The 12317-nt window shown below is 56.1% G+C and carries 11 protein-coding genes and 1 pseudogene; 8 read left to right on the forward strand and 4 right to left on the reverse strand.

Going from position 1 to position 12317, the window contains the following annotated elements; translation table 11 throughout:
• Positions 1-40: 40 nt before the first annotated feature.
• Together KW849_RS29970 and KW849_RS29975 are read right to left on the reverse strand one after the other, a co-directional pair.
• Entirely contained in the window at positions 41-562 is a 522-nt protein-coding gene (locus KW849_RS29970) for a DMT family transporter (RefSeq protein ID WP_218433534.1), read from the reverse strand.
• A 62-nt stretch (positions 563-624) separates the two neighbouring features.
• On the reverse strand, positions 625-1755 hold the full coding sequence (locus KW849_RS29975; protein ID WP_218433537.1) for an AbrB family transcriptional regulator: 1131 nt from the start codon (positions 1753-1755) through the stop codon (positions 625-627).
• 127 nt (positions 1756-1882) lie between these two features.
• Between KW849_RS29975 and KW849_RS29980 the strand changes: the two genes are divergently transcribed.
• Complete coding sequence (locus KW849_RS29980) at positions 1883-2794, forward strand: LysR family transcriptional regulator (protein ID WP_218433621.1); 912 nt, start codon at positions 1883-1885, stop codon at positions 2792-2794.
• A gap of 9 nt (positions 2795-2803) precedes the next feature.
• On the opposite strand, the gene KW849_RS29985 is transcribed toward KW849_RS29980, so the two are convergent.
• A complete protein-coding gene (locus KW849_RS29985; RefSeq protein WP_256357450.1) occupies positions 2804-3391 on the reverse strand; it encodes a MarR family winged helix-turn-helix transcriptional regulator in 588 nt (195 codons plus the stop codon).
• A gap of 206 nt (positions 3392-3597) precedes the next feature.
• Here KW849_RS29985 and KW849_RS29990 point away from each other — a divergent pair, with 206 nt between their 5' ends.
• From KW849_RS29990 to nadC, 7 genes are all read left to right on the forward strand, one after another.
• Positions 3598-4953 carry an MFS transporter gene (locus KW849_RS29990; protein WP_218433550.1) on the forward strand — a complete coding sequence of 452 codons (1356 nt, stop codon included), beginning with the start codon at positions 3598-3600 and terminating at the stop codon, positions 4951-4953.
• 110 nt (positions 4954-5063) lie between these two features.
• Positions 5064-6038, forward strand: coding sequence for a PDR/VanB family oxidoreductase (locus KW849_RS29995; protein WP_218433553.1), 975 nt, complete (start codon positions 5064-5066; stop codon positions 6036-6038).
• Between the two features lie 46 nt (positions 6039-6084).
• Positions 6085-7404 carry a Rieske 2Fe-2S domain-containing protein gene (locus tag KW849_RS30000; RefSeq protein ID WP_218433556.1) on the forward strand — a complete coding sequence of 440 codons (1320 nt, stop codon included), beginning with the start codon at positions 6085-6087 and terminating at the stop codon, positions 7402-7404.
• Entirely contained in the window at positions 7404-8630 is a 1227-nt protein-coding gene (locus tag KW849_RS30005) for a Gfo/Idh/MocA family protein (protein WP_218433558.1), read from the forward strand. Before KW849_RS30000 ends, KW849_RS30005 begins: the two co-directional genes overlap by 1 nt.
• Positions 8627-9619 carry an ABC transporter substrate-binding protein gene (locus tag KW849_RS30010; RefSeq protein ID WP_218433560.1) on the forward strand — a complete coding sequence of 331 codons (993 nt, stop codon included), beginning with the start codon at positions 8627-8629 and terminating at the stop codon, positions 9617-9619. The genes KW849_RS30005 and KW849_RS30010 overlap by 4 nt, the downstream gene beginning before the upstream one ends.
• Positions 9620-9870: 251 nt before the next feature.
• Positions 9871-11157 (forward strand): OprD family porin, encoded by a 1287-nt coding sequence (locus KW849_RS30015; protein ID WP_218433563.1) that lies wholly within the window; start codon positions 9871-9873, stop codon positions 11155-11157.
• Positions 11158-11251: 94 nt separating this feature from the next.
• Positions 11252-12100 (forward strand): carboxylating nicotinate-nucleotide diphosphorylase, encoded by an 849-nt coding sequence (nadC, locus tag KW849_RS30020; protein ID WP_218433566.1) that lies wholly within the window; start codon positions 11252-11254, stop codon positions 12098-12100.
• A gap of 14 nt (positions 12101-12114) precedes the next feature.
• On the opposite strand, the pseudogene KW849_RS30025 reads toward nadC, so the two are convergent.
• Positions 12115-12300: pseudogene (locus tag KW849_RS30025) on the reverse strand (IS481 family transposase); the annotation flags it as partial.
• Positions 12301-12317 lie beyond the last annotated feature (17 nt).

Here is a 12317-nt window from a genome sequence, read left to right on the forward strand (position 1 = left end):
CGCATGCTCGCCACTCGCCATAGATCGAGATGTAGCTGCCTTACTGCGGGATAGACCGCTGTACGATGGACTCCTTGGACTGGGGGGCGGCATTCGCGCTCAATCCTTGAACAAGGAAGACGCCCCCGAGAATCATGGCGGCGCCTATCAGCTTCAAGAATGTGACGGGTTTCGAGGCAAGCCCCATCAAGCCGAAGTGGTCGATCAAAAGTCCAATGAAGATCTGTCCGACGACGACCAGGATGATAAAGCCGCTGGCGCCCAGCTTTGGCGTTACAACGACGGCGCTGCCGACATAGATCGCCCCCAGGATCCCCCCGATCCATACCCACCAGGCGCCTCGCAAGGCGCGGCCGATATCCGGAGCCTGCACCTTGAGGATGAGCAGCGCAGCGATCACCACGATGGCGCTGATGACAAGGGAGATGAGGGCTGCCCAGAGCGGATGCCCCAAGGCGCGTCCAACTGCCGCGTTGGTGGTTGCCTGAAACGGCAGGACAGCACCGGCGACGAACGCCATGACCATGGGTAGAACGGTGAGAAAGAGCGATTTGCTCAACATTATCTGTGTCTCTTCAGGTTCAGGTCTGGAATGGCTGGTTGCAGGAACCGAGGGCAACCAGGCTATTGAATTGAGGGTGAGCGTTGTAAGCCCCGGGGATGTTGCTCCTTCAGGATTGCTAATGAACGGCCCGCCAACCGAATGACCAAGCGCGCCAGAAACGCCCCCGTAATGATTACCGCGAACAACCGCAAGGTCTGCATCGCCAGCACCAACCCGACATCGGAATGGGTGTCCACCGCAATGATCGCCATGGTGTCCAGCCCGCCTGGGCTGGTGGCCAGGTAAACCGAGAGGAAGTCCTTGTCGAGCAGCGCCGCCAGCAACCAGGCCGACAACGCACACAGCGTAATCATCAGTACCGCCCCCAGTATCATTGTCGGCAATCGTCGCCAGACGTAGTCGATGGTCGGGCGGTCGAAGCGCAGTCCAACGTAGCAACCGATCGCGCCATAAGCGGTTGCGAGCAGCCAGGTTGGCAGGGTGATGTGCAACAAGCCGCTCACTTGCAAGGCGCCGCCCAACAGTAACGGCATCAACAGTGCACCGGCCGGTAGCCGATTACCCAATGCGATCCCGGCCACAAGGGTGGCGAATGTGAGCCCCAGGTTCAGCAGGTTGAAGCTTTGCAATGCAACGCTCGCGGCATGCACTTCGCTACCCCCGGTAGGTGCCCCCAGCCAGCGGCTGACCAGCGCACCGATCATCACTACGCACACCACCCGCACATACTGCATGGTTGCGACCACCCGTGAATCGGCGCCGAATTCATCGGACATCAAAACCATCGCCGAGGTGGCCCCCGGTGCCGTGCCCCAGGCGGCGGTGCTGGCAGGGATACCGCCGACCCTCGCCAGCACAAGCCCGACCAGCGCACTGAAGCTGACCGTCAGCAGGGTTGCAAACAGTATCAACGGCCAGGACTGGGCCAGCGAGACCAGCACCGCCAGGGTCATCGAATGAGCTGCGAGCATTCCTACGCAGCCCTGGCCCAGCTTGAAGGCATAGCGGTGCAAGCGAATGCGCGCACCGCAAACACCGAACACAATGGCCACCAGCATTGGCCCCAGAAACTGTCCGGCGGGCACCTCCAGAAACCTCAACCACTGACCGCTGGCACCGGCCAGCAGTGATAGCGCTATCCATTGGACCGCAGCGGAGCAAGGATTTAGAAGCCGTGGTGAAGTGGACAAGTCTTTCGCTCCAATGCTGGTCGCCCCGATTGCACTGGCATGCAGCCAACGCGCGACAATTATTGATGGCTTATTCGATCAAGTATATTTTCTAATATTGATGAATTAATAACTTTTGTTGATGGATATGGACCTGCGCGACCTCGCCTATTTTGAAACCATCGCCGAGTTGGGCCACCTGGGCCAGGCGGCGCAAAAACTCAACCGCAGCCAACCGGCACTGACCAAAAGCATTCAGCGGCTTGAGGTGTCACTCGGTACGCGACTGTTCGAGCGTGACGGGCGACGCATCAAACTCACACCGGTGGGGGAATTGCTGAAGGTGCGCGGCAAGCAGTTGCAACAGAGCATCGCTGAAACCCAGCGTGAGGTGCGCGATTTTGCCTGCGGTGTGATGGGCAATATTCGCCTGGGCTGCAGCGCTTCCATGGCGGACCACCTGCTGCCACACCTGACCGCGACATTGCTTTCCCATGCACCGGAAATCACGCTGAACCTGGTGATCGGTCAGGACGACTTCCTGCATGAGTCCCTTTGTTCAGGGCGGTTGGACATGGTGATCTGCTCGAAGTATGAAACCGGTCCGTTACTGGAGTCTCATGCTTTGTTCGACGCTGAAGCGGTGGTGGTCGCCAGCCATGATCATCCGCTGTTCAATGCCCGATATCAGTTGCGTGACCTGTGTCAGTACCGCTGGGCGCTGCCGGCGACCACCGTTTCAGCCCGTCGCTGGATCGACAATGTGTTCCAGGAGCGGGACCTGCCCTTGCCCCGGGTGCAGATCGAGACCACCTCGATTTCTCTGCTGCCACGCCTGATCGTTGAAACCAACCTGCTGTGCTTTCTACCCCGAGAAACACTTGAAGACGTCGAGGGCAGCACGAACCTTCGCGAGGTCATGCTCAAGGAGACCACGATGAAACGCACCATCGTCGTGTTCACTCGCAGGAACGCCTACCTGTCGCCGGCGGCGCAGATGCTGCTGGGTATTCTCAAAGTTGAAGGCGCACGGTTTTTCAATGGGAGGCAGGTTGCGTAGAGGCAGCCCCTAATCCGGACAAACACTCTCGCTGCGCTCGTTGATCATGCGCCCAACCTCTCGCGTTGACGGCACCCGATGGGAAGGATTGATGGAATTCGCTTCTGCGTTCGCGAGATTCTCGATCACAGTCAACAAAACGTGTCGCGCGGTCTCGACATCTTGTTCCTTGAGTCCGCGAACACTCACCTCGTTGACTTCCAGCGCCAGCGGAATCAACACGTCCTTCAGGCGCCGTCCTTCATCGGTGAGGAAGACGTGAACATTTTTCTTGTTATCCGGCATCTGCTGCCGGACGACGTAGCCCAGTTTTTCCATCGCCTTCACCGCAGCGAAAGTTGTAGGCTCCATCAGTCCAGCCTGAGTGCTGAGTTGTTTCTGGGTCAATCCGTCTGTCTCCCAGAGGATCCGCAAGAATGCCCAGTGACCAAAGGATACGTCGTGTTCGGTCAGTCGCATCTGCAGCGCTCTGACCAGAGCACGAGTTGCATCCTTGACCAGGTGGGCCAGACGGTCATCAGGCACAACATCGTGCCAATGCCTGAGTATTTCCTGGGTTTCAGGTTGTTTATGGCCTAAAGGCTTTCGTGCAGTCATATCAAGGTCCGATCTCATCACCTGCGTAAGCGATACTAAGCATAACGCGTTGCCTCGACACATGCGCTAGATCAAAAAATACTTAGAGATCGTTCTTTTTTGATTGCGAGGGATGAAAAATCGCCATATTCTCTTAGAGACCTAATAAAAAAGCACACCAAGCCCCCTGGCTTTGGTCGTGCTACACAAAGTCCGAGGCGTGCACAATGACAACAACAGCAGCTACAGATGCCGTGCCCCATCTTCTCCAGCGCAGCCATGAGCGCATCGAGAAGGTCTATAGAAAAATCACTCTACGTTTGATGACCTTCATCTTCGTGGCCTGGGTTCTCAATTATCTGGATCGCGTGAACATCAGCTTCGCGCAGGTTTACCTGAAGCACGATTTAGGCATGAGCGATGCTGCCTACGGACTCGGCGTAAGCTTGTTTTTCATCGGCTACATCGCATTGGAAATACCCAGCACGCTTTACCTGCAAAAGATTGGTGCCCGGTTGACGATCACCCGGATCATGGTGCTGTGGGGCTTGATCTCGGCGTCCATGGCGTTCATGACAACGCCCACTGAGTTCTACATTGCCCGCGCCCTGTTGGGCGCTGCCGAAGCTGGCTTCTGGCCTGGCATCATTCTTTATCTGACCTATTGGTATCCAGGTGCCAGGCGTGCTCGCATCACCTCGCGCTTCTTGCTGGCCATCGCCGCGGCGGGCATCATCGGCGGTCCCCTGTCCGGTTGGATACTCACGCATTTCGTCGACGTCATGGGAATGAAAAACTGGCAGTGGATGTTCATCCTGGAAGGTCTTCCTGCTGCCGTAATGGGGGTGATGGCCTACTTCTATCTGGTGGACAAACCCGAGCAGGCCAAGTGGCTCGACGACGAGGAAAAATCCATTATTCTCGACGCGCTGGCCGCTGACCGCGCAGGCAAGAAGCCCGTTACCGACAAGCGTCATGCTGTGCTCGCTGCGCTCAAGGATCCGCGCGTATACGTCCTTGCTGCCGGTTGGGCCACCGTGCCGCTGTGTGGCACGATCCTCAATTACTGGACGCCTACCATCATCCGCAACAGCGGTATCCAGGATGTACTGCACGTCGGATTGCTTTCCACCTTGCCCTACATCGTGGGGGCGATCGCCATGATCCTCATTGCGCGCAGCTCCGACATTCGTCTGGAGCGTCGCAAGCACTTCTTTTTCAGTATCGCCTTCGGTGCCTTGGGTGCCTGCCTGCTGCCTCACGTTGTGGACTCGGCCATTATTTCAATTGTTTGCCTGGCAATGATTGCAGTGTCGTACTTTGGTGCCGCAGCGATCATCTGGTCGATTCCTCCTGCTTATCTCAATGACGAGTCCGCCGCAGGGGGCATTTCCGCGATCAGTTCTCTTGGTCAGATCGGAGCGTTCTGTGCGCCCATCGGACTGGGCTGGATCAACACAGTCACCGGCAGCCTCGCAATCGGACTGACGATAATCGGGGTACTGGTTCTGGCGGGTGGTCTGGCGGTTCTGATTGCAGTGCCCGCTAATGCCTTGAGCGAAAAGCCACTGACCGACGAATAGGATCGAGCCGTCTGATTGGCCGAAGCACGCCCAAAAAATGTTAGATATCTACGAAACTATCGGTTCGCGGGGGTGTTCAGCCCGCGACTGGATGTAATGAGGAAACAGCGATGAGTAGTTCCGAACAGCTCGATGACGGGTTCACAAGCCTCAAGGTGACCGCCAAAACCGAAATTGCCCAAGGCATTTTCCGCTTCGAATTGACCCATCCGCAGGGGATGCTTCTGCCCGCGTTTACGGCCGGAGCACACCTCCGGGTAAAGGTGCCCAACGGAAGCATCCGCAATTACTCATTGAGCAACGACCCACAAGAGCGTGAGCGTTATGTCATTGCGGTCAAGCGTGACGCCAACGGACGAGGCGGTTCGGTGAGCATGGTCGATGATATCGAGGCAGGCGACTTGCTACCGGTGGCAACACCGCAAAATGAGTTCGAACTGACCGAGAATGCCCGACAGTTCATCTTCGTCGCCGGAGGCATCGGTATTACCCCGGTCCTGTCGATGATGCGTCACCTGAAGGCCAGCACCGACATTCCCTTCAAACTTTACTACTGCACCCGTAACCCGGAACTCACCGCCTTCAGGGATGAGCTGCTGGGCGCCGAATTTGTTAACTCGGTAGTCATTCACCACGACTTCGGCAATCCGGCGGACGCTTACGATTTCTGGCCTGTTTTCGACAAGCCGAGCAGCGGTACGCATGTGTACTGCTGTGGCCCCCGGCCATTGATGGACAGCGTGCTGGACATGACGGGGCACTGGCCACCCGGCTCCATCCATTTTGAAAGCTTCGGCGTCGACCAGAGTCGCTTCGCCGAAAACCGGCCTTTTTCGGTGACCCTTGGCCGCAGCGGAATCGACCTCGAAATTCCCGCCGACCGCTCGATTCTGGAGGTTCTGCGCGACAACGGTATCCGCGCGCCAAGTTCTTGTGAGAGTGGCACCTGCGGCTCTTGCCGTACCCGTCTGATTGAAGGTGACGTCGAGCATCGCGACATGGTGCTGCGTGAGGACGAACAGCACGATCAGATCATGATTTGCGTTTCCCGAGCCAGAAAGGACGCGCTGGTACTCGACCTCTAGGCGAGACCTTTTTTACAAACGATTAGTTGAACGCTGGAGATATTACATGTTGACCCCAGAAGAGAACCTGCTGCTCTGCCGCGTCGAAGGCGACGCACCGATGGGCCAGATGATGCGCCGTCACTGGACGCCAGTGTGCTTGCTCGAAGAAGTCAGCGAGCCCGACGGCACGCCTGTCAGGGCCCGTCTGTTCGGCGAGGACCTGGTCGTGTTTCGCGACACAGATGGTCGCGTGGGAGTCATGGACGAGTATTGCCCGCATCGCCGCGTGTCGCTGATCTACGGTCGCAATGAAAACTCAGGCTTACGCTGCCTGTACCACGGCTGGAAAATGGACGTGGACGGTAATGTGGTGGAAATGGTCTCCGAACCTGCCGCCAGCAACATGTGCCAGAAGGTCAAGCACACGGCCTACAAAACCCGCGAATGGGGCGGTTTCGTCTGGGCCTACATGGGGCCACAGGACGCCATTCCCGAGTTTGTGCCTCCGGCCTGGGCGCCCCATGAGCATGTTCGAGTGAGCATCGCCAAGGCAATCATTCCCTGCAACTGGGCGCAGATCCTGGAAGGCGCCATCGACTCGGCACACAGCTCGAGCCTGCACTCATCCGACTTCGTTCCAGCCCGGGTCGGGGGGGCGGAAGCCACCTCGAAAAACTGGCTAAGACCGTCCACGGACAAAGCGCCGCGCATGCAGGTCGAGCGTACCAGCTATGGCTTCCGTTATGCCGCTCTGCGCCGTCCTATCCAGAATGCCGCCACCAGCGAGTATGTACGCTCTACGGTGTTCGTAGCCCCGGCCACCGCACTGATCCCACCGAATAATTTGTACAACGTGGCGAATATCAACGTACCCATCGACGACACCCACACAGCCTTCTATTTCATGGCTTGGGGAAACCCCGATAACACTCCGGAAACAGAGACCTGGCGAAAGTTTCTCGGCCAGCAAGTCGGCATCGATCTGGACGACAGTTACCGACCGCTACGCAACGACGGGAACCGTTTTTTCCAGGACCGTGAAGCCATGAAAAACGGCAACTTTACGGGCATCAAGGGTTTCCCCAATCAGGATATCGCCATGTGGGTGACCATGGGGCCGATCGCCGATCGCTCCGATGAGCGCCTGGGCGCCAGTGACTTGGCCGTGGTGGAGTTCCGCCGGGTCATGCTGGATGCCTTGGCAGCCTTTCAGGCGGGTGAAACCGCTATTGGTACAGGTGAGAAAGCGATCCCTTCCAGAATCTGCTCGTTCCAGGCAATCGTGTCCAAGGATATCGACTGGCGTGATTATCAGGCTCGTTACGTATGGGCCCTGGATGATGCCAACATAGTCGCGGAGCCTGATTACGAGGTTCATGCGTGATGGCCAGCCATGCTGAATCCACGACTCGGCTGCGTCTGGGAGTGGTCGGTCTGGGCCGGGCATTCACCCTCATGCTGCCGACCTTCCTGGCCGATCGCCGCGTCCAGTTGGTGGGCGCCTGTGATCCTCGTGAACAAGCTCGCAAGCAGTTCGAACGGGATTTCGATGCGCCTGCCTACGAGAGCATCGAAGACCTGGCCGCCGACAGCAACGTCGATGCCTTATACATTGCCAGCCCGCATCAGTTTCACGCCGAACACACTCGCATAGCGGCGGCTAATCGCAAGCACGTGCTGGTCGAAAAGCCCATGGCGCTGTCATTGGAGGAGTGTGACCGGATGATCGCCGATTGCGCCGAGGCTGGCGTGAAACTGATCGTTGGGCATTGCCACAGCTTCGATACCCCGTACCTGCGTACCCGAGAGCTGATCGGTAGCGGCAAGTTTGGCGCAGTCAAAATGATTCAAGCGCTGAACTACACCGACTACCTGCAGCGCCCTCGCCGCCCGGAAGAACTCTCGACCGCTGAAGGCGGCGGAGCGGTATTCAGCCAGGCCGCCCATCAAGTAGACGTGGTCCGTTTGCTGGCGGGCAGTCGCGCTACCCGTGTCCGCGCGGCAGTGGGTAACTGGGACCCCGCGCGACCTACTGAAGGTGCCTACACAGCCACTCTATGGTTCGAGAATGGGGCATTCGCCTCCCTGACCTACAACGGCTACGGACACTTCGACTCCGACGAGTGGATGGACTGGGTTGGGGAAATGGGCAAACCCAAAAATCCCGAAGCTTACGGCGGTGCCCGTCGATTATTGCAGCAGGTGCAATCGGCGGATGAGGAGGCGCGGCTCAAAGCTGAGGGCACTTATGGCGGCATACGCTACGTCAGCCCCTCTCCTGCCGACGACGCGACGGCCTTCCAGCATTTCGGCCCGATTATCGTGTCGTGTGAAGGTGGCGACCTTAGACCCATGGCGGATGCCGTCATGATTTACGGGTCCGATAGCCGTGATCGACTGATACTGGAGCGGCCAACGGTGCCGCGCTCCGAAGTCATTGACGAACTGTATCTGGCGCAGTTCTACGGAGTCACTCCGTTGCATGACGGCGAATGGGCTCGTGACACTTTGGAGATCTGCCTCGCCATGTTGCGATCCAGCGAAGAACAACGCGACATCACACTGGGTGTGAATGTTGAAGAGACTCAATCCTGCGAGAACCCATCATGAACAAGTTGAACTTATCTATTGCTGTGGGCAATTACGATCGTATCCGGCCATTGGTGGACGGCGAAGTACAGATCGATGGGGTCGACCCGATCTTTATGCTGCAAGATCCCGAAGAGATCTTCTTTCGCGCATTTCGCCATGCCGACTACGACATCTGCGAGTTATCGCTGAGCAGCTACAGCGTTAAAACCGCAGCGGGCACCAGTCCCTATATTGCTGTCCCGGTCTTCCCGTCCCGCGCGTTTCGCCACACCTCGATCTACATCCGCAATGATCGCGGAATCGAGTCCGCGACAGACCTCAAGGGCAAACGCATCGGTGTGCCGGAGTACCAGTTGACGGCGAACGTATGGGTTCGACTGTTCCTGGAAGAAGACCATGGTTTGAAAGCATCTGACGTCACCTGGATCCGTGGCGGGTATGAAGAGACCGGGCGTCTGGAGAAAATTGTTCTGAAACTACCGGCGGATGTCATCGTCGAGAACGCACCGGAGACTGAAACGCTTTCTGGCATGCTCGCCTCTGGTGAACTGGATGCCGTGATCGGTCCACGAGCACCTTCGTGTTTCACCCAAGGCCATCCCAACGTCAGCTATCTCTATCGTGATCCTCAGGGAGCGGCCTCGGACTGGTACCGCCGCACTCAGCTATTCCCGATCATGCACGTGCTGGGGATCCGGCGCACGTTGGCCGAGCAGCACCCATGGTTACCCGGGGCCGTAGCCAAGGCATTCGAGAAGTCCAAGTCCGTAGCGCTGCACAAATTGAGCGACACCTCCGCCACCAAGGTCACGCTACCGTTTATCGAGGATCAGTTAAGAGCGGCGCGCCAGCTGCTCGGGGAAGACTTCTGGTCCTATGGTTTCGAAGCAAACCGCCACGTACTCAGTCGCTTCCTGGAACGACACCACGCGGAAGGACTGTCGTCGCGCTTGCTTCAGCCCGAGGAGCTGTTCCATCCAGCTTCGTTGGAGAGTTTCAAGATTTAACGGAGGTCCTGGCGAAGGTTTACCCCTCGAACAAACGTTAGAGGGCATTTAGTGTACTGAGCATGGTAATAAATTTTGTGGCTGCCCCTAGCGTGCGGTTAGATGGCGGCCACAACTTTTTATTGCACGTTGAGTCTGTTGGCGATCGCCATATTCGAAAGCGCACGTATATAAGGCAAAGGGCTGGCTAGCTGCAAAGATAAATAGGCTTGGCGAACACCTGTGAATAATAAAAATAAGGAAAGGTGACAATGAATAAACAAACATGTAAGAGGCTGGTACCTGGTCTGCTTATCGCATTGCCCTTCGCCCCATCTTTTGCGGCGACGGATATACTGAAAGATGGCAAAGGCAATCTTGAACTAAAAAACTTCTACTTCAATCGCGACTTCAGAGACTCGACGGCCACTGATTCCAAACGAGAGGAGTGGGCTCAGGGTTTCATCGTCAATCTCCAGTCCGGTTTTACCGACGGTCCTGTCGGTTTTGGATTGGACGCGCTTGGCATGTTGGGCCTGAAACTTGATTCCAGCCCTGGTCGATCAGGTACAGGGCTTCTATCCCGTGACAGTGATCGACGGGCCTATGATGAATACTCGAAGCTTGAGCTGACAGCGAAAGCTAAATTCGCTCAGAGTGAATTAAGGCTTGGCGGGTTGAATCCAGTTCTTCCCTTGCTGGCTTCAAACAACACAAGACTTTTGCCACAAGTATTTAACGGCGTACAACTGTCATCAAAGGATATCAAATCGTTGACTGCGACTTTTGGTCAAGTCGACTCCGTCAAGCAGCGTGACTCAACCGACTCTGAAGATCTGTCTGCCAGTTCTCAACTAGGCGGCTACTCCTCTGTCATCACCAGTGACCACTACACCTATGCGGGGTTTGACTATCAACTTCTTCCTTCCCTCAATGTGGCGTATCAGTACAGCGATCTGGAGAACTTGTTCCGGCGGGACTACGTCGGTTTAAAATTCAATAAGCCCTTGTCCAAAGGTCGCGTGTTTGCTGAAGTCAGATATTTTAATGGGCAAGAAAGTGGCAAACAACTACTAGGGAAAGTGGATAACCGGACGATCAGTAGCAATGTGGGCTATTCGGCCATGGGACACACCTTGAGTGTGGGTTACCAAGCGGCATCCGGCGCGACTGCATACCCGTATGTAAACGGTACGGACACCTATCTGTTTGGTGAAATGCTGGTGAGCAACTTCGCTCTTGCCAATGAAGACGTCTGGTATGCCGGATATTCGTATGACTTTGCCGCCCTCGGTTTGCCTGGCCTGACATGGAATCTGCGTTATGCGAAAGGAGAAAACGTCGATCCCGCGAATATTAAAACGGTCAAGGCAAAGGCGCTCAGGGCTGAAGGTTCCGACGGTGAGGAGTGGGAAAGAAGCTCTGATATCACTTACGTAGTCCAAAGTGGCGCATTTAAAAATGTTTCATTCCGATGGAGGAATGCAATCAATCGCTCCACTTATTCTGATGGGGCCGATGAGAACCGACTCATTATTGGATATGCCTATAACTTTTGATTGATCGCCATGCTCAGGTGCAATGCTCGTCTGGATTCTGCGCTTGGGCATGGCGAACTGATATTTCGTTATTTATTGATTCAGGTGGGCTGAAATGCAAAATATAGAACTGACGGGCTTGGGTTCCGAGATCGATGAAAACGTACGCAGGGCGTTATTGGAGGATGTCGGGAGTGGTGACATCTCCGCGCAGCTTGTGCCGCCCGCTCGCTTGGCCGGTGCAAAAATCATGACTAGAGAACCTTGCATCATCAGTGGTGTGTCGTGGGTGGAGGCCGTCTTTCGCCAACTGGATCCGCTTGTCATCCTGAAGTGGAACGTCAAAGATGGAGATCGCGCGGAACCCAATCAAACAGTATTGCATTTAGAGGGCCCTGCCCGCTCTTTATTGACCGGTGAGCGAACCGCGCTGAACTACTTGCAATTTCTCTCGGGCGTCGCGACACAATGCCGGCAGCTGGCTGATAAAGTTGCGCATACTCACGTAAAGTTGCTCGACACTCGAAAGACTATCCCTGGCCTTCGGCTCGCACAAAAATACGCAGTCACTTGCGGTGGTTGCCATAATCATCGCATGGGTCTCTACGACGCCTTCCTTATCAAGGAAAATCATATTGCAGCTTGCGGTGGTATTCTCGAAGCCATCAATGCCGCCCGCCGCATTGCACCAGGTAGACCGGTTGAGATCGAAGTCGAAAACCTGGGTGAACTGCAAGAAGCACTCAGAGGTGGAGCGGATTTAATCATGTTCGACGAACTGAGTCTGGATGACATGCGTGAAGGCGTTCGACTCAACAACGGACAGGCCCGGCTTGAGGCCAGCGGCGGGATCAATGAAAGTACATTGGTCGCTATCGCAGATACCGGGATTGACTACATATCGATGGGTGCACTAACTAAAAATATAAAAGCCATAGACTTGTCTATGCGCTTGAGCCTTTAAACATCAGCCAATATTCTGCCGAGCCCTGCCTCCGTTAAGCCATTGATGCTGTCCGCGTTGTGGCGGGCCACCCACTTGTAACCAGTCTTGCGACTGATGCTGTGAGCCGCACAGAGTTGGCTGAAATTGAGTCGACCAGACGGATAGTCGGCAATGAACATCACTTTCAGGTCCATAGGTTTCAGCTCTCGCCACGGCATGGTCAGATCCCCGGAAT

The organism is Pseudomonas sp. PDM26, assembly GCF_019219185.1.
Taxonomy (GTDB): domain Bacteria; phylum Pseudomonadota; class Gammaproteobacteria; order Pseudomonadales; family Pseudomonadaceae; genus Aquipseudomonas.